The 17,370-nt window shown below is 60.7% G+C and carries 14 protein-coding genes and 1 pseudogene; 4 read left to right on the top strand and 11 right to left on the bottom strand.

The features are described 5' to 3' along the window. Window positions 1-47: 47 nt before the first annotated feature. The 5 genes from K5L49_RS20740 to K5L49_RS17935 form a co-directional block, all read right to left on the bottom strand. Window positions 48-1,109, bottom strand: a complete 1,062-nt coding sequence (locus tag K5L49_RS20740) for an RCC1 domain-containing protein (RefSeq protein ID WP_223695331.1) — start codon at window positions 1,107-1,109, stop codon at window positions 48-50. Between the two features lie 565 nt (window positions 1,110-1,674). Then, a complete protein-coding gene (locus K5L49_RS17950; protein ID WP_223694905.1) occupies window positions 1,675-2,376 on the bottom strand; it encodes a hypothetical protein in 702 nt (233 codons plus the stop codon). After that, window positions 2,373-3,014 (bottom strand): signal peptidase I, encoded by a 642-nt coding sequence (locus K5L49_RS17945; protein WP_223694904.1) that lies wholly within the window; start codon window positions 3,012-3,014, stop codon window positions 2,373-2,375. Before K5L49_RS17945 ends, K5L49_RS17950 begins: the two co-directional genes overlap by 4 nt. Window positions 3,015-3,028: 14 nt before the next feature. Beyond that, entirely contained in the window at window positions 3,029-3,661 is a 633-nt protein-coding gene (locus tag K5L49_RS17940; protein ID WP_223694903.1) for a hypothetical protein, read from the bottom strand. A gap of 130 nt (window positions 3,662-3,791) precedes the next feature. Continuing rightward, window positions 3,792-4,379 (bottom strand): alternate-type signal peptide domain-containing protein, encoded by a 588-nt coding sequence (locus tag K5L49_RS17935; RefSeq protein WP_223694902.1) that lies wholly within the window; start codon window positions 4,377-4,379, stop codon window positions 3,792-3,794. 550 nt (window positions 4,380-4,929) lie between these two features. Here K5L49_RS17935 and K5L49_RS20575 point away from each other — a divergent pair. The 3 genes from K5L49_RS20575 to K5L49_RS17920 all read left to right on the top strand — a co-directional run bounded on the left by K5L49_RS20575 (window position 4,930) and on the right by K5L49_RS17920 (window position 10,015). After that, the gene (locus tag K5L49_RS20575) at window positions 4,930-7,569 is read left to right on the top strand and encodes a helix-turn-helix transcriptional regulator (RefSeq protein ID WP_223694901.1); all 2,640 of its coding nucleotides are present in this window, start codon (window positions 4,930-4,932) and stop codon (window positions 7,567-7,569) included. A gap of 380 nt (window positions 7,570-7,949) precedes the next feature. Then, entirely contained in the window at window positions 7,950-9,266 is a 1,317-nt protein-coding gene (locus K5L49_RS17925) for an MFS transporter (RefSeq protein ID WP_223694900.1), read from the top strand. A gap of 230 nt (window positions 9,267-9,496) precedes the next feature. After that, window positions 9,497-10,015, top strand: a complete 519-nt coding sequence (locus K5L49_RS17920; protein WP_223694899.1) for a hypothetical protein — start codon at window positions 9,497-9,499, stop codon at window positions 10,013-10,015. Window positions 10,016-10,444: 429 nt separating this feature from the next. On the opposite strand, the pseudogene K5L49_RS17915 reads toward K5L49_RS17920, so the two are convergent. The 3 genes and pseudogenes from K5L49_RS17915 to K5L49_RS17905 form a co-directional block, all read right to left on the bottom strand. Continuing rightward, window positions 10,445-11,068 (bottom strand): annotated as a pseudogene (locus K5L49_RS17915) (IS21 family transposase); the annotation flags it as partial. Between the two features lie 629 nt (window positions 11,069-11,697). After that, window positions 11,698-13,092 (bottom strand): MFS transporter, encoded by a 1,395-nt coding sequence (locus K5L49_RS17910; RefSeq protein WP_223694898.1) that lies wholly within the window; start codon window positions 13,090-13,092, stop codon window positions 11,698-11,700. A 191-nt stretch (window positions 13,093-13,283) separates the two neighbouring features. After that, window positions 13,284-13,745, bottom strand: coding sequence for a GNAT family N-acetyltransferase (locus K5L49_RS17905; protein ID WP_223694897.1), 462 nt, complete (start codon window positions 13,743-13,745; stop codon window positions 13,284-13,286). Window positions 13,746-13,847: 102 nt separating this feature from the next. Here K5L49_RS17905 and K5L49_RS17900 point away from each other — a divergent pair, with 102 nt between their 5' ends. After that, on the top strand, window positions 13,848-14,237 hold the full coding sequence (locus K5L49_RS17900; protein WP_223694896.1) for a hypothetical protein: 390 nt from the start codon (window positions 13,848-13,850) through the stop codon (window positions 14,235-14,237). A 600-nt stretch (window positions 14,238-14,837) separates the two neighbouring features. Here the strand turns inward: K5L49_RS17900 and K5L49_RS17895 are convergent. The 3 genes from K5L49_RS17895 to K5L49_RS17885 are packed head-to-tail and all read right to left on the bottom strand — an operon-like array spanning window position 14,838 to window position 16,983. Continuing rightward, on the bottom strand, window positions 14,838-15,611 hold the full coding sequence (locus K5L49_RS17895) for a hypothetical protein (protein ID WP_223694895.1): 774 nt from the start codon (window positions 15,609-15,611) through the stop codon (window positions 14,838-14,840). 29 nt (window positions 15,612-15,640) lie between these two features. Continuing rightward, entirely contained in the window at window positions 15,641-16,387 is a 747-nt protein-coding gene (locus K5L49_RS17890) for a hypothetical protein (protein ID WP_223694894.1), read from the bottom strand. Then, on the bottom strand, window positions 16,384-16,983 hold the full coding sequence (locus K5L49_RS17885; protein ID WP_223694893.1) for a hypothetical protein: 600 nt from the start codon (window positions 16,981-16,983) through the stop codon (window positions 16,384-16,386). The genes K5L49_RS17890 and K5L49_RS17885 overlap by 4 nt, the downstream gene beginning before the upstream one ends. Window positions 16,984-17,370 lie beyond the last annotated feature (387 nt).

Below are 17,370 nucleotides of genomic sequence, written 5' to 3'. Positions count from 1 at the left end.
CGGGACTCTGGTTCGGGGCGAAGGATTTTGTGCCGGAGGAGCTACAGCTAGGGGGTAGCGCCTACCAACGACGTCACCGGGCTCATTGCGCTTCGCCAGTCGCCGAGGGTGAAGTAGGCGCGGTAGAAGTATGTTTTTCCGGGGGCGAGGGTGCATCGGCCATCGCTGAGCATTTGACCCTCGCAGAGGAGAGGCGTTCCAGGTAGTGTCGGTTGGAGATTTGGAGTGGAAACCCTGTCATCTCCTCGACCAAGAGCACCTAGTGCCCCATTTCCTGCGCACTCTAGGGTGCCGTCGGTGAACAGCCAACAACGTTGTCCCTCACCACCTGATGACTTGATAACAGTTTTCCCCGCGGGCAGGACTGTATTTTGGGCGACATAGCCTGGTTGTAGCTCCGAAATCCCGAACTTTCCACCGCGGCCATTGCCCCAACAGGTACTGGTGCCGTTGATGATCGCGCAGTGCGACTCCCACTCGGAATCGATCGACTGCGCCGTACCAGTGGGAAGCCCGGGTATACGAATGGGTGTGGTTTGTTCCGCTTGCCCAGCTGAAAACCCTAGACCTCCGTTAGTTGTGGAACCCCAGCAATAGACGTCGGTCTCAGACGCGGCACAGTATCGCTGAGTGGCGGACTCTGAGGAGCTGCCCGTGATGGAGATCAGTGGAACGCCGCCCGGAACGGCGGAGTCAATCGCGATGCGAACGGGAGCAGTCTTCTGAACGACCGAGTCGTCCCCAACGGCACCCCGCCGGTTATCGCCCCAGCAGTAGCCCTTGGCATCTGCGATCAGGCAGGTTGAGTTCAGTCCGGCTGCGATATCTTCAATCACTGCGTTTGAAGGGAGCGCAGATGTACCCTCTTGCAATACTGGTGCTGGTGCTAGATAGGAATCCGCACTGGTGTTTCCGCGACCGAGTTCACCGTACGCGTTAGTGCCCCAGCAATAGGCCGCCTTCCGGTCGAGGACTGCACAGGAGTGGGTCTGTCCTGCAGACAGAGCCGTGACCTCTCCCGCCGGCAGAGGCACCAGTTTTGGGTATGCCACCTCATTAGATTGGGCACCTCCCCAGCAATATACTTCGCGCGTACTCGTGGCGCACATTCTGCCCCTCCCGCCCTCTTCAATCCGGGTGATGACGGTGTCCGCGGCCAAGTCAGAAGCGCTGTTCTGATGCGTATATGTGACTTCACGTGGGTCACCTCGGGAGCTGCTTCCTGCTCCCACGCCCAGACCACCAAAGTTGTTTGATCCCCAACAGAGCACCTTGCCCGAAGCGATCGCACAGCCCCCGAAATAGGACATGGCAACATCCGTGAAGCCGGCGCTCGTTGGCACGGCATCAAGCGCCTCGTCGGAAACAATTTGAGAATCGGAGCTTCCGACCAGTGCCGGTGCAGCGAAGTCTTCGGTCGTTGAGCGTTCAAGGAAATACTGCGGCGACAGTTTTGTACTGGAAGGGGCTTGACCGATATTGAACTCAGGGACCGCCCCAGGAGACTGTGCACCCACAGGAGCCGGTAACGATGCCAGTGTTCCCGCGCTTGCTTCGGCTCCAATTGAGCCGGTAGTGAGGCTCCAAAGCCCCTGGGCAGCGCCATCCGACACAACGCTCAAACCGAGCGCGAGAACGATGCCTGCAACGATGGCGCGGCGGGACCTTCTCAGGTTATGCGGACTGGACATCAGATCCCTTTCGACGTTTCTTCATGAAGCCAAGCCGCCGCATTCCGGCGAGTAGGGCACCGAGGACAAGCGCGGCAGCTCCGGCAATGGCGAGCGTTGAAGCGTTGAGTCCAGTGGCACTGAGCTCACCGAGCTGTGAGGCGTGTGCGTTTGATACGGCCTCGCCGGTAGCAATACAGTCACCAGCAGCGAGCGCAGTCGGTGAATCTGCGAGAAGCGTTTTGATGCGGAGGCCACTTCCACGATTTCTTGTATCGATGCTCGTATTGGAGTTCGCCGAGATACTGCCAGCGAATCGAACGGGTACACCGCGCTGAAGAGGCTGATTCTCGACAATGGTCGTGCAGCCTGAGTTGAGCTCGACAGTGCCCAAGCCGAAATCTACGTCGAGGTGCCGGGCGGTGTCAGGGTCCTTGACTACTTGGACGGTGAGCCACATGGTGGATTTTGCGGTGTTCTTTACCCAAAAGCTTGCGGGCTCAACGTCGCCAGGAATAAAGCGGTGGCCTTCATCAAAAATTGCGGAGCTGAGCGTGGGTGCCCAGCTTCGGCCATCACTGCTGAGCATGAGCGGAGATTCGTCCGCGTAGACCGCGGTGGGCGCACTCAGCAGCGCCATCCCTATCCCGAGGAGAGCGACGATTGGCATCGAGAAACGACCCTGTCGACTGCGTTCCTTGCTCATTGATCTACCTTCGGTTTGGAGGACTGGCTGCGTTGGGCGTCTCGCCTACGAGTTCTGAAGAATGCGACGATGTAACCGAATCCGACGAGTATGAAAATTGCCCCCGCCGCGGCGGCCGTTCCCATGAGGTTCGGTGCGGATAGGGAAACGAGCCCGACAAATGGAATGGCGTATACGAGCACACCCTTGACTTGGACTGCTCTGACCGGCTCTGGGTCATTCATCGAGTTGTTGTCGCCGCGGGTAATGAGTGTTGATTCGCCCTCTGCAGATATGGCTGTTCCGACCACCCTGTGAGTTATCACGGTCGGTTCCCCTGAACGTTCCTGGAAGGTCACAACGTCACCCACACGAATCTCGTCGAACGCACGTGGCTGAACCACAAGCGTGGTTCCAGGACGCAAAGTTGGCTGCATTGAACCGGTAAGCACCGTGTAGGTCTGTGCTCCTATGACGCGTGGCACCAGTACCGTTGCCAGCACGAGCGCGCCGAGGATGCTGATCAGTGCGGTGAAGAGCACCGTCCCGATAACTCCAGGAACACGCCGTGATGCCCGCTTCCGATTTGAGTGTCGGGACGTGCGCGGCTTCTGAACGCCCGAACTTTCGTCGACTTCGACCGGCTCAGAGACGGTCACAAACAACGTGCTCACTAGCTCGGGCGAATCTGATCGGCCCGCAGGGTGAGCTGCAAGCGTTCGCTTTTACCTTGGTCAGTGTTAGCCGATGACTCGCTCAGCATTATGGCGACGCAGACGGGCTGTTCCTTGCCAGAAGGCAGAGCGCTTGCCAATGGCGGAATCGAAGAATCCAGGGCTATCGGGCCGTTGTGGCTCCGAAAGTCCTTGAGGCTGAAAGTTTCAGCGGAGCAGCCATCGCCCCCTTCGGGCGCGAAGGCCACCTTGAATGGCGCTGAGAAGACTGCGTCCGTGACGCGAACGCTCAGAGGAACGGTTCCCGTGTTCTGCACGGTCACGGATGTGGCGACGATGTCACCGGGAAGCATCTTCGATGAGCGGGCATCAAAGCCTGTGATCTTCAGCTCGGGTGCTGGTTCGTCATTCATTTCGGAGACGAGCACCTTTCCGTTCACAGTTTCTTTGATCTGGAAAGACAGCACTCCCAGCTGAAGTTTGCCCGTCCCTGTCTCTGAGGCGTTCCAGCGAGCAAGCGAGCCGGCCACGGTAGAAAACGCGACGCAGGCGACTATCACGAGGCCGAGCGCCGCAAACAGCACTATGGAGACCAGGCGTCGGCTGGGCGAGTGTCCGTGTCTACTCGTCATTTCACGCTCCTTTCAGATCTGACGGGGGTGGCATGGCTGATACTGGGCCAGGAGGCCAGGATTCGCAGAGCGCGAATGCCGCCGCCCAGCCCAGTAGCACTACGCCGTTTTGGGCTAGCCCCTGTGAGGGTTAGTTGCGAACCTGGTTCAGCACGAAGTTGGTCGCAGTGAGGTCGACGGTTGAAAGCGCACCGGACCGACCCGTGGCCCCTTCAGCGAACGTGAAGGTTACCTTCTGAATATAGGTAGCCTTACCAGTGGCCAGAGCACTGGAGAACTTCCAATCGTTGGTCCCCGCAACCGGAGTCGGAAGCTTTTCGCCTGCCGGAGGCGCCTCGAACGCAGTGGCAACGGTGAAGTCATCACCGGGGAGCACTCCACCATTAGGCGTCGTGATGGCAGAGGACGTGTCAATCGTCAGGATTGCGGCCATCTTGTCACCGACAAGGGTGACCTCCAGGGGTTGGGTGAGACGCACTGCGTCGCCCGGAACCATACGGAACTTGGTCGGGTCAGCCAACGCACTCCACTTTCCGTCGACACCTCGAACCTCCCAGGCCTGGCCGTCGGCCTTGACCTTCAGGTTCATGTCACCCATGACGACTCGCCCCGCTTCGCTCGCGCTTGAGACGTTCCAGAGTGCCAGTGTGCCACTGGTTCCGATCACCAGCACCGCTCCCAGGCTGGCGACGACGATTCCTTTGGTGAGCTTGTTCATATGTGTTCGTTTTCCTTCTGTTTGTGTGTTGTTGGCCTTGAACGCAGAGCTGACGCCCCTCTGGCCGTGAATGCAGACGTGACGCACTTCGACGACGAATGTGTCGTCAGAGTGCAGGTGCCACTGTGAGACCCCTCTAAGCGGCCTGTTTCGAAAGCGATAGCAAGCCTCAACACGTACGTCTTTCGCGTTCTTCTGGAGGGCCGCTTTGAAAAAGGTAATCTCGCCGCAGGGCCGCCACAGTTGTATGCACCCAATCTCCGTGCCTCAGCGCCAGCATCTGCGTGCGCCAAACATTGGCCTACGCGTGAGCATGGACAACCTACGCGTGAAGCAGTGATTTATACCTTCTGACCAGGAATTTTGCTACTCAAACACTGCAATAGACTGCCCTAGGCTATTGGAAACGCGGCCGCAAGGATCCCCGTCAGAGGGCGCACGCCGCCGGGAAACGGGCGCCGCCGGCCGAGCCGGAGCGCGGGCACGCAGCTGCCCGAGAACGAGGCTCCGCTCGGTTGTCTCGCGGTTGGCCACAGGTGATAGGAATCAGGTGAGCACGGTGCATTTCCCATTGCGCGAGAGCCGTGCCACGCCGCAAACTGAGTCCAATTACTTTGCTCTGGGCGGAAAGGTGACGACCGTGTTCGCTCGTACCTCAGAACTCCAACGCATCGTGAAGCTGGTGAGCGCCGGCACAAGCGTTGAGATCGTAGGAACGCGGTGGTCTGGCCGAACGGAGTTGCTGAGGCAGGTGCACCGGACTCTCACCACAGTGGGGGTACCCATCGTCACCGTTCGGGGCATCAGTGGGAGCCTGCCGCTCGAAGCTATCCGGTCGGCGATTCCTGCCACCTCTCCGGCAGCACGTTCTGAGTCCGCATCGCCGAGCGGCCTGATCCATCGGCTCGCCACGCAGCTGGAGGAGGGCCCGTCTGTTGTGCTCGTGGACGATGGAAATCTTCTGGATGAACAATCTTGGGTGGCTCTGGAAACCGTGCACAAGCGCACGGGAATTCCCATCGTCGCAGTCAGCCTGCGCAGCATCACTGTCAGCCCCGCGGATCACCGCCTCATCAAGTTTGCTCACCCCGTTGTGAAGATCACGCTCGGCGAGCTCAAACTTGAAACTCTCCATGACCTCTTGGAAGCACGGCTGGGCTCAGCAATCTCACCCTCCGCAAGCGCGCGAATTCATACCAAGTCTTCGGGGATCCCCGGTTTTGCGCTCGCTATCGCCGACGGCGCTGTCAGCTCAGGGCTACTGAAACAACAAGGGGACGTCTGGCAGGCCTCGGAGCACCTGTGGTCGGAGGATTTGATCGGCGCATTTGAAGCGCTCCTCTATACCTACGATGCCGAAACGCGAGAGGCAGTCGAGACGCTCACAATTGTCGGTGCGGTCCCAGTTGCAACTGCCGCCAAGCTTATTGGACAGCAGCGCCTTGAAATTCTTGAGGGCCACTCACTCGTGAAGCTCTTTGCAATCCGCGACCATCACATGGTCGCGGTGAGCCCGCCTGGGATCGCCGACTATTTCAGCCGCCTGCCATTGTCCACTCACCGACTGCGCATGATGGAGCAGGTCAAGAAGGTGATTGGCGTCGACGGTCAGACTCAACTGGCGAGTGTGCTTTCCGACCCGGGCGACACCATTCCCATCGATGCCGTCCAGCTTCCTCTCGTGGGTCGCATGCTCTCTGAATCCCACAAGCTCGGCCTGGCGACCGCTTGGCGAAATTGGGAGAGGTCGCACTCCGTCACCGATGCGATGCGCGTCCTTCATTTGGAACTCACTGGCGAGTGCTCGGATGAACGGCTCTCCAGCGTTGTGGCGAACGTCGATCTCCGTGGTGTGCCGGCCACCGTAGAACTGGAATTTCGCTATCTCCACTCTCGGCTGCTCGTACTTCACGAGCGCGACGAAGAAGAGGTCGTTGAAGCACTCACCTCGACGACCCCTGACTACCCGCACGCGGTTGCTTTGAGCGCAGTTCTTCTCGCCACACAGATGGAGACCTCCGGAATCCAACCGCATATCGAGCGGCGACTTCGCGAGCTCTGCGAGACCGAGGGCGTTGACGGCTCCCTCTCCCGAGCAGTCCTCGCGGCCGCCCTCGCTCTGTCCAGCAGAGCCCATGAAGCCTTCGAGTTCATTGATGAGATCGCAGATCCCTTCGTCGCCCGATTAGTCGACGTGGTGCGTGGTCTCGCATTGTTTGGGAGCGGCCGTTTCATTGAGGCGCTCGAGTGGTCTGCCGAGCAGGTGAATACTGCCATCGCATCCGGTGACCGAACCGCGCTAGCCTGCCACACCTACGTGGCGACAATCTCTTCGGGGGTACTCGGGCGCTATGACGAGGCGTCCGCGTGGGGGGACGTTGCACTCATCACGAATGTGCGCTCAGCACCGATGTTGTTCTCTCCCGATAGAGCACTCATGCATGCTCTCGCCATAATTGCGACCCGGGCAGCGCGCCCGATGGCAGCTCAGGGATTCATCGAGAGAGCAGAACTGTTCACGGGCAGGAGCGAGGCGTTGCCGTTCGGGAGCCTGGAAGCGGTGGAAGCTTCAGCGATGCAAGCGGATGGGGATGCTCGTGGCGCGTCCAAACGGTATCGCCGGCTGGCTGTGCGCCTCCGTGACGCCGGCTATGAATTGGCGGCCGACACCACCACCATGCTCGCCGTGAATTCCGGTCTCGATGAGGTGGAGTCTCAGGCGTTCCGTAAACGAGCAGGCCAAATCGGAGGTGCGCTCTACATCGCGTACCTTGACGCCCGTTCGGCGATCCGCCATAAGGACCCCGACGCGCTCGTTCGTGCCGCGCACGAACTCCACGATCAGCAGGCAACCGACGAAGCACTGCGTCACCTCACTCATGCGGCGAAACTCTTCCGTGATAGCGGTGACCAGCAACGCTCGACCGAGCTGCGCGCCGAGATCCAATCGATCATCTCCGGCGACCCCTCGACCTCCCGCGCGGCTACGGATCACGTCGAATCGAATTGGGGATTCACGCGCCGCGAGCAGGAGATCGTCACTGACATTGCGGGTGGCGAGAGCAATCTGGATATCGCCAGGAAGTACGCCATCAGCATCAGGACCGTTGAGACCCATATCCGCAATATCCGCCGCAAGACCGGGGTTCTCGACCGGGGCGACATCGGGCTCTTTTCACCCGCCAACTGACCGCAGCTGAGAAGGCCGTCGCGATCGCGCCTTCGTCGTCTGCCGCCGGGTGCAGTCGCGCGCGTACGTAGAGGGCACTCGGCTAAGACGTAGTCCGGAGCGTATCGCACCTATTTTGCCCTTGTTCTTCTGCGGCACTCGATGCCGTGGTGTCTTATTGATGTAGCGGGATACGCCGCCACGGATCGGGACTGTGGCACGTTCTCTCCTGCCGTCGCAATCGGTGCGTTCAGCTTGGGTGTAGGGCCCTCGTGGCTGGCGCAGGAACTGATTTCGCAGCATAAGCCCCCGGCCCCTATCAATGCGCCGGGGGCTTATGCCCTCCTCGGAGCCCGGCACCGGGCACGAGTATCCGCGCCGAAACATTGGAGTTATGGCACGTGACGAGCACAGCAGTATCAACCACCAATAGCGACAGCGGGCGACAGCGGAACATCCGCCGCACCGCCTGGGCGGGGATCGTCGGAAGCGTCGTCGAGTACTACGACTTCACTCTCTTCGGCTTGGCCGCAGTGCTGGTCTTCGGCAAGCTCTTCTTCCCCGACGCCGACCCCGCCACCCAGGTGGTCAGCTCATTGCTCACTTTCGCGATCGGCTACTTCGGGCGTCCGATCGGTGGAATCCTGTTCAGCCATTTCGGTGACCGCATCGGGCGCAAACCGATGCTTGTGATGACCCTCATGCTGATGGGCATCTCCACACTGGCGATCGGGCTTCTCCCCTCGTACGCGCAGATCGGGCTCTGGGCACCCCTGCTGTTGGCGCTCTGCCGCATTCTGCAAGGCATGGGCGCCGGTGCCGAATACGTCGGCTCTCTGGTCATGATGGCGGAGTCGGGTGACCGTAAGCGCTTCGGTCTGCGTGTCGCGCTCCCTGGCATGGGCGTCTTCGGTGGCATCGTCATCGCCACCGGTGTATTCGCCCTGATTGCAATGCTTCCGGAGGAGGACCTCCTGAGCTGGGGTTGGCGCATACCGTTCCTCGCGAGCGTGGTCACCCTGGGGATCGCCCTTTGGATTCGCACCGGCATTCAGGAGACCGAGGAGTTCCGCGAGATCAAGTCCGAGGGCAAGATCGTGCGCTTCCCGCTCGCTGAGGCGCTCAAACACCAGTGGCGCGAAATCCTCATCGGTATCGGTATCAACGGTCCCTACCTGGCGTTCTCCTCGCTGACCCAGGTTTTCCTGCTCTCCTATCTGACTTCGTCGCTCGGCTATCCGGCTGGCTTCGGCCTGCTCGCCAACATGGTCTCCTCGACTCTCGCCATTGGCATGGTGCCTCTGATCGGCCACCTCGGTGACCGCCTCGGCCGTCGCCGAATCTGGCTCATGGGTTCCGGCATTTTCATCGTCTTCGGCGCCATCGTCTTCCCCATGTTCGCCACCGGAAACGAGCTGCTCATCATCCTCGCGATGGTGATCGGCATCTCGATCGGCCTCGCGTCCATGTACGCCACACAGGGCGCGATCCTCACAGCGCTGTTCGACCCGCAGCACCGGTTGTCTGCCGTCGTCCTTGTGCGTGAGCCCACAGCTGCGCTCATCGCCGGCCCGACCCCCGCCTTCGCCGCCTGGCTCGTGCTCTCCACAGGTGGGGAGACCTGGCCCGTCACCGTCTTCTTCATCGTCGCGGCACTGATCGCCGGGGGCACCGTGCTGCTGGCGTGGAAGCGCATGGCACGCGTCGAGTCCACGTAGCGAGCCCCACAACCACAAGACCCTTCGACGCGGATGCTGCACCGACGGAAGATATTTGATTCTGTCAAGTCGAAATGGCCCAAGGGCGTCGGTCTGATCTGGCCCAACTGGGCCGGCGTAGACAGATTATTTATTAAGCACTCTGCGAGAGTGAAGTCGGGGGATCGTTCGCTCCGGTTCGGGTGGGGGAACTGTGTGCCAACGCCCTTTCGATGATGAAAGGAAACGACATGAAGTATCGTTCAACGTTGCTTGGCGTGGTGGGGAGCACTGTGCTCGCCGTAGCAATCTCGGCGGGTGCTGGTGCCGCGTACGCGTCACCGGGTGAGTCCACAACCACATCGCAGGCCGTCACGTCTCAGAGCTGCGTCGCTCAGGTGAAGGCTGTCGCGGCGTCGAAGCGTGTCAGTCCTGACGCAGCGAACTCGTTGTGCTCGGGAACAGTCACCACAACAGAGTCTGCTGTGCAGGTGGCCAGCGTCACGGATGCAAAGACCTACGCCGCGCAGGAGGGTCTGAGCCGGGGTTACGCCGGTTCGCACACATGCCATTCCGAGGGCGGCATCGCTGTGGGCTGGTCGGTCCATCCGATCAGCTGCACCAAGCCAGGTGCGGGGTCCTCGGCTGACGCGTTCTACCGATTCGACGCGAGTGTCGCCTTCCAAGGAAGCCCGATCACGTTGAACATCGGTCTGCACTACTCGACCTCGGCGTCGGGAGCGTCCTCGACCTGGCAGGTCGGCGGCTAATACTGTTGAGGGGTCCAGTCCGCCCGGGACTGGACCCGTTGCTAGAGACGAAAGGTACGACGATGACAGGAACGCATTCTGGTTCTCGGCAAGTGGCCGTCGATCAACGACTCTTCCCGACAATCGACCGCTATTTCGCGCTCTTCATCGTCCTGGAGCTCCTCGCCTTCCCGTTTGTCCCCTTCCTCCCCCTCGGAATAGTGGCGGTGTCACTGGCGACGCCACTGCGACGATCTCGATGGCGCAGTATCGTCTTGTGGGTTCTCGCGGCCGTACTCAGTTTGATCGTGGCGGCACCCTTCATCCTCGGCCTCTTCGACATTCGCCTTGTCTCCGAAAGCCCCGTGCACACCGTCACCCCATAACTGGGTTCTAGTTCGCCGCAGCTCTCGAGTGGGCGAGTCGGTAGGACTCTGTGCCGGTTTCGATGATGTGGCCGTTGAAGTTGTCGTATTTGATGTGGAGTTTCGGGATCCCGCCGATCTCCTCGAACGCGTCAATATGGCCCTCCAGAAACGCTTCCTGCGACTGAGTCGAATAGACCCGGTGGACTGCTGTGCCCGAGCGCGAGAGCCGGAAGGTGAACATGTGGCACTTGGTCTTCACCCCGGCAAGGATCACCCAAATCTCACCGAAATCGACCTCCGCCTCAGCGCCAGGCGCGTGACCCTGCGGGACAAACGCGTCCGGGAGGTGTCCAGCCTCGGCTGCGATCTCCGGCTTGCGTTTGGCGCAGTAGTCCCGGACCGCGGCGTAGGAGAGGTCGGCGCCGAAGTCGTCCAGCAGTCGAGCGTGGATGCGGGTCACGGTCTGGCGCTGTTTACGCGGCGCGGTGAGATTCGCTCGGAGCATGCCGTCGATCGCGGCCTTGAACGGGCCGATCTTCGGCGACGTCCTGACTGGCGTCTTCCTCGGTGGTGGCGCCGGCGACTCCAACGCCTGCCGGACAGTCCGCCGGTGAACACGGAACCGTTTGGCCAGCGCGTTCACCGATAGCTCCTCGACGCGCGCCGTCCGACGTATCTCGGCGTATAGATCCACTCTCGACCCCAACTGGCCCTCCTCGTCCAACACGAACGAGAACACGCTCAGGGGTGGGCCAAATCAAACCGTCACAGCCACACCGATATACAGCACATTGGGCCAAATCGAAGCGACAAGCCTGGGCCACTTCAACCTGTCAGAAACAGACATCCGCACCGGCAGAGTCATCACCTTTGCCGGTACTGGCCGGTAGACCGGTGGTCGTCTACGTCGGGCCGACAGAAGATCGCAATGAACGCCCGCATTGCGGCATCCGCTGTGAGCCGGGTTGTTGCCGTGGGTGGTGACAAGACGGCTCGCCCACCGTTTCGGGTTCGACGGACGAGCCGTCGAGCGGGGTCCGGGCCCAACACTGGCGAGCCTACGCTCTCCAGGTGATCAATCAAATAGTCCCGGCCACGCTACTTCCGAGGCGCGGCAGGGGCCATGCGGGGCATTCTTTGACGACCGTAGCCAGAGCACCGGAATCGCCGTTGTTGCCGCCGATCACCCCGGGCGATCCATTCACAATGCGTGAGACCACACCCGGCCGCCTTCTCGCCAGGCGATCGATCTCCAATCCGTCGTCCCGCACCGCACCCTCCGCAGACGTTGATGGAAGCCTGCGGAGGGTTCCGAGCGTGCGGTGCTCGTGTTGTTCAGTAGTTGTCGGGGGCGGCTGTCTTCGGCAATAGTGGCAGGAAGCAGGCGCACAGCAGGACTGTGAGCAGGACGAAAGTCAGGCTCGTTGTGGCTGCGTGTTGGACTCTGCTGGTCAGCACCGTGGCGAGAAAGATCGTGGACACGATCGCTGCGCCGATGGAGTTTGCGATTTGCTGCACGGCATTGAGGGTGCCGCTGGCGCTACCGGTTTGGTCTTCATCAACGTTGCCCAGAGCTACGGCGAACACCGATCCGAAGCAGCACCCCATGCCCAGGCCACAGACGAAGAGCGGAAACACGAGCACCCACGTCTCGGCGGGTGATGCGGTGACGATAAGCAGATAGCTGATCGTTCCGAGCTCGACGAGTGCAAGCCCAAGGGCGACCAGGCCTCGACCGAGTCGTTGGATCACGCCGCGAGCAGAGAACGAGGCAATGATGATCCCCACGGACATGGGGGCCATGATGCCGGCAGCAGCGAGCGGCCTCAGGTGGCGACCTTCCTGCAGGTAAAGCGATGTCACGAAGAGGAGCCCGGCAACAGCGGCGAAGAACACCGCACCAACGAAGAGGCCTGCTACGAAGCTTCGGTTGCGAAACAGTGCCGGAGCCAGTAGCGGGTTCTCGCTGTGTCGTTGATGTACTACGAACACAGCGAGCAGCACAGCACCCGCTGCGATCAAGGCGAGTGCGAAGACATTCCATCCGCTGTTGCCACCCTGGATGATTCCGGCCAAAGCAGCAAGCGTTCCTGCCATGAGAGCAGCGGCCGCGAAGGCATCGATTCGAACACCTGGGCGGCTCTCATATCGGGGCAGGAATCGTGTGCTGACAGCCAGCAATCCTAACCCGAGGACCACATTGATGAGGAACACCGAACGCCAACCCAAACCGAATGGCGCCGTTTGGATGAGCAGCCCAGCAAGGACCGGACCGCTGATGGAGCTCAAACCCATGATCGGTCCGAAGAGTCCGAAGACGCGACCAAGCTCCTCGCGAGGGAAAACGCGGATCAGGATGCTGAACCCTTGGGGGATCAACAGTGCCCCAAACGCGCCCTGGATGATCCGGGCGGTCACGATGCTTACCGGATCCCAGGCCAGGGCGCAGAGTGCGGATGCGGTGGTGAAGCCGACGAGGCCGATAAGGAACAATCGGCGATAGCCGTACTTATCTCCCAGACGACCGCCGATTACCAGGATCGATCCCAATGCGAGGGCGTAGCTTGATCCGAGCCATGGGGTCAATGCTTGCGGAGCATGAAGATCCGCAACGATCGACGGCGCAGCGATGTTGGTCACCGTCGTGCTCAACAGATCGAGAACGTCGGCGACGAGGATCGCGGCGAAAATGCACCAACGCGCGGCAATACTAAGGGCGTTTTTGGACATGGCAAAGCACTCTCCAACTTGCAGAGAATCAGACGACGCCGAACTCGGGTCGCCGTGCTGGCCGGAAATCCCGACGCGAACCCCGCTCACGCGGACCGCTGCACCTTACGCAGACGAAGTTATCAGAATAGAGACCCTCATGCCCAACTCCATGTCGAGGATCACCGTTCACCACCCAAATACGTGGATGATCAAACGCGCTTTTCGTAGTAGACGCGATCGAGCGGGCCCTCCTGTCTTCTATCGGTCTCGATGTAGCCCAGCCGCTTGTATAATTCCTGGTTCTCTACCATGACTGCATTTGTGTAGAGCCTGATGATCCTTGTCCCATTCGAGTGGGCACGACCATCAACGAAAGCGAACAACCGCCGGCCAACCCCTCGTCCCTGGTAATCAGGATGGACAGCGATGTTCTCCAGAAGGACGTGGTCGGCATTCTGGACAAGCACCACAAAGCCGGCGATCTTCCCTTCGATTTCAGCGACCCACGATTGTCCCCGCTGGACAACGCTCTGATAGTTGGCGTCCATCGGCGCCGGGCGTACGCCTTCGGGCAAGCGAGGAACGTAAACCGAATAGGCCGCGACCGCAATCGTGTACATGGGACGTGCATCCGCGCTTGTCGCGGGACGCACGGCAACTGCGTCAACCATCGCAGTACCGTAGCACCGCCGCCCTCAGGCGCCCTGCAGACCAGACACCCCGGGCCCTTGGACGCAATTCGAGCAGAAGTGCGTCGAATCCGGTCGAGCGGAGTGGATCGTATTGGCCTGCTGGGCTTCTCGGCCGGCGGCCATGCTGCCGGCTTAGCCGCGCTGTCGCCAAGCGACAACACAGACGAACGTGTCGAACTTGCAATACTTTGCTACCCGGTTGTCTACATGGAACTCGACACCCATCAGATTTCGCGCGAACAACTGATCGGATTCGATGCAACGTCGATCGATCGGGCGGCGACGTCGCTCGATCGCCTTGTGACACAGAACTCGCCTGAGTTCTTCGTTTGGCATACCGCGGAAGATGAATTGCATGTCTTCGACAAGGGCGCGCACGGCCTGGGACTAGAAATCGGCGAGGCGGGCGCCGAACAATGGAAAGCACTGTGTGCCGACTGGCTCCGCCGAAAAGGCTGGACCACCGTCTGAGTTCACGACAAAGGTCTCAGTTGATCGGTCACGAATGAGCTGGGACATGCGTCGCAGTTGGGAGCATGTCGAAGGCGCCGGCGTGCCCGAAATCGGCAACGATCCAGAAGTCGTGCCAGCGGCGAGCGCACTTTCGACAGACACGTTGATCGTGTTGGCGCTCTCGCCGCACAAAACAAGAATCGCCCCGGACTTTCGTCCGGGGCGATTCTTTTGTGGCCGGTTCCGTAATCAGTTACGTAAACGGCCCTCTGGTGGGCCGTTTACGATACTTGCCCTCAGGGCTCCCTTCGCTGAGAAGCTGTTTCCGTTTCCTCCAGCCGACCCGCGTATTTCCTCCACCGGACACCACGACTGGGGAGGGGTCGGGGAACTTGCGGCCCAGTCTTCGAGCCCGCACGACGGACCGGTGCTTGAAGCCACGCGCTCATCCGCGATGGTTGCTGTACCTCTGATACTTCTCCCTGCAAAGCGTCTAGCCTCGGCGAACGAACGCCACTTCGCAAGAACGTCCAGCACGGGCACGATTGCGTCACCTTGCTACGGGTGCTCCGGACATGTCTCGCGGAGTCCGTATGGGCGCGACATCACGTTCGACGGTTAGAGCGTGTCGTCCTCGGCTGAGCCGCGCGGTAGAACGGTTAGCTTCACAATGCGGTCTCGCTCATTTACGAATAGCTCGGCACCGCTCCCATTCATTGCCGCTGCCTCCAGGACAGGCGCAAGCGCCCTCGTGTGTTGGACGCCCCACTGCTGTCCGTCTTCGGGCGGGTCGAGCGACGGTCGACCCGGGTCGCTCGCCGCCAGTGCCGCGCCGATCCACCTGTGCGCGATGCGAGCGGTTCCGCGACCTATGTCCCACGCCAGCGACATCATCCCAGCGACCGCGACGGGCGAACTGCTCGCGAGAATCACGAGCGATCCCCAGAACGTCATGACGACGTCCAAAGAACCGACGCGAGCGTCCAGGAGGCGCAGACCGCCTTGGTGCGTCCTTACGGGATCAGGCCAGCGTTCCACACGGCCGTCCCGAAGGAGATTGCGGTAAAGCGCCCCAGCCCGCCGAGCCGCGAGGTCAAGATCAGCGAGCAGGCGAGAGGAGCCGAACGCGTCGCTGCCCACATACCTCGCGCTTACAAGCAGCCGTGGAACGGGTTGGCCGCCCAACCACACCGGCTGAGCTACCGAGTGAGCCTCCATAGCGAGTTCCGCGCGCGCGACTTTCGTCAGCCGGTCGGAGGCAGCCTTTGTAAGAGTTGCAGGCGGCCTAGGCTCTTCGGGCCGGCGCCTGACCTCGAGCAATCGCTCGGGCATTAAGGCGGGCCTCCCGTGGGCCAAGTAGTCGAGCTCGTGGGGAACATTGAACGGGCTCATCGAAGTATCCAATAAGGTCCTCTCCGTGATCAAAACAGCATTGAGATGATGTCTTCAATATGTGCTTTCGCACGGTGCTCGCCGGGACGCAGCTTATTTGGATGACCGGAGCTGTTGCGAAGACCGAGGGCTTTGGTCAGCTCTGCTTTCTGGTTCTTGTCGATGACACCCTGATCTTGCGCTATCTGAAGAAGAAGCTCTTCGTTGTACTCACTTAGGTCGTCTCGCTTTTTGCAAGTCTTTGCCCTGGGGTTGTGGCTTTGCGCCGCCGCGGTAATAGCAGCCGGAGTCGATGCCTTCCAAATACGTTCCTGGATTTCGTGAGCTGCTGCGACCCACATGAAAACTATCGCCGCCCTATGTGCACCGATTTCAAGGCAGTCGACTGCCTCGGAGGCAAAGTCGCGCGCCTCTACGTCAACGATGGCCGCAATCCGAACGCGGAGAGCCGCCGCTTCGCTCCGCCTAGCTACTGCTGCAGCCGCTACCGGAAGGGGCGGTGCGAACGCCTCGACTGCCTCTCTACCCGAGTCCGTCAGCTCCCACGTGCGTGCCACGCCTTTACCTTGCGCGTGAACCGCATGACCTGCCGCACTCAAGCGTGCCGTGAAGTTCCACGACCTGACGTTGATACGAGCCTCAGCCATAGAGTTTCGAAGATGGCCCGTCGTGAATTGCCGTTCGCCGGCCGTCCGCTCAAGGAAGTACATAGTTGCGAGAATGCGGGCCTGCTGAGTGCTACCTTTCAGCGGTGCGAGATACTCGACGAGTTTCATTCAGCAGGCAAACCGAGGATTGCGGCAACCAGCTTCTTCAGCGCATCGGCTGTGTCCGCTTTAGCCTTGAACTGCTTCTGTCGGTTGGCTCCGACCCAACTAATCGCAGACAGCCCATTCATTGTTCGCGCCCAGGTGCCACCCAAGTCGCATTTCAGGCGCACGGCTTCCGCACGAACGACTTCGTCAGCCACCTGCTTGTCTAGCGCGTAGTCGTATGCAGCTGTCAACGCAAGGGCAACCGCCTTGGCCTGCTCCGATGACGTCTTACCCAGTTTGCTCCGCGGACCGTTCAAGTGCGGTTCGCCGCTGCTGAAGTAGTACACGCGTTCCAAGTCAGTGACGGCGATCCCGCATTCAGCGGAAAACTTCGCAAAAAGTTCCTCATCGGTCGAGGAAATCTCGCGGCTCGGTTCTCCCGAGAGCTGCTTCCCTTTGCTCCCGCCTGGGCTTTCATTCAAGCCCGAGGACCCTCCCGAGTCGTCCCTAGCGAGCCGGCTCAGCGCCTCCTTGAATGCGTACTCCTGCAGCGGTTCAGGAATGCCCGCCTTTTCAACGGCCCCCCAGGCGCGTGCAAGCAGCTCTTCGACATCCATCAAACGCCCTCCTCAGCTTCAAGCTACCGCGCATTGTAGATACCTCACCACGACGCGCCGAAATCCGTTGTGGACACGCCGAGAGTTTCAATCGAAGCTGCTCGTCTATCGTGGGATGCGGCTTCCTGCCCCCTCCTCTTGCGTGGCTCAAGTTCCGTCGGTGGCCTTGCGAGCGTCTCTTGCCCTGACTCGGAGGAAATGGCATCTTCGCGCCAGCAACGACGCGGCCCATCTCGACCAGAACTACCGCGAGTTGGGTCTGTATGGAATGAGCTCGAAGTCCACGTTGGTGGTGCCGAAGGAGTGCCCATGATTCCAGTCCCACCATCGCCCGTCCTGGACACGCAACACAAGCCGGTCATGCTTGGCAATTACGGGGCCGCCAGT

The sequence above is a fragment of the Leifsonia poae genome (assembly GCF_020009625.1).
In the GTDB taxonomy this organism is placed as follows: Bacteria; Actinomycetota; Actinomycetes; order Actinomycetales; family Microbacteriaceae; genus Leifsonia; species Leifsonia poae_A.
The sequence above is the reverse complement of the archived record's forward strand: the minus strand, read 5'-3'. Positions and strand labels throughout refer to the sequence as shown.

Excerpts from the sequence above, each read along its gene's own strand:
- K5L49_RS20740 (WP_223695331.1), bottom strand. The coding sequence starts at position 1,109 with ATGTGCGCCACGAGTACGCGCGAAGTATATTGCTGGGGAGGTGCCCAA.
- K5L49_RS17950 (WP_223694905.1), bottom strand. The coding sequence starts at position 2,376 with ATGAGCAAGGAACGCAGTCGACAGGGTCGTTTCTCGATGCCAATCGTC.
- K5L49_RS17940 (WP_223694903.1), bottom strand. The coding sequence starts at position 3,661 with ATGACGAGTAGACACGGACACTCGCCCAGCCGACGCCTGGTCTCCATA.
- K5L49_RS17935 (WP_223694902.1), bottom strand. The coding sequence starts at position 4,379 with ATGAACAAGCTCACCAAAGGAATCGTCGTCGCCAGCCTGGGAGCGGTG.
- K5L49_RS17920 (WP_223694899.1), top strand. The coding sequence starts at position 9,497 with ATGAAGTATCGTTCAACGTTGCTTGGCGTGGTGGGGAGCACTGTGCTC.
- K5L49_RS17910 (WP_223694898.1), bottom strand. The coding sequence starts at position 13,092 with ATGTCCAAAAACGCCCTTAGTATTGCCGCGCGTTGGTGCATTTTCGCC.
- K5L49_RS17905 (WP_223694897.1), bottom strand. The coding sequence starts at position 13,745 with ATGGTTGACGCAGTTGCCGTGCGTCCCGCGACAAGCGCGGATGCACGT.
- K5L49_RS17895 (WP_223694895.1), bottom strand. The coding sequence starts at position 15,611 with ATGAGCCCGTTCAATGTTCCCCACGAGCTCGACTACTTGGCCCACGGG.
- K5L49_RS17890 (WP_223694894.1), bottom strand. The coding sequence starts at position 16,387 with ATGAAACTCGTCGAGTATCTCGCACCGCTGAAAGGTAGCACTCAGCAG.
- K5L49_RS17885 (WP_223694893.1), bottom strand. The coding sequence starts at position 16,983 with ATGGATGTCGAAGAGCTGCTTGCACGCGCCTGGGGGGCCGTTGAAAAG.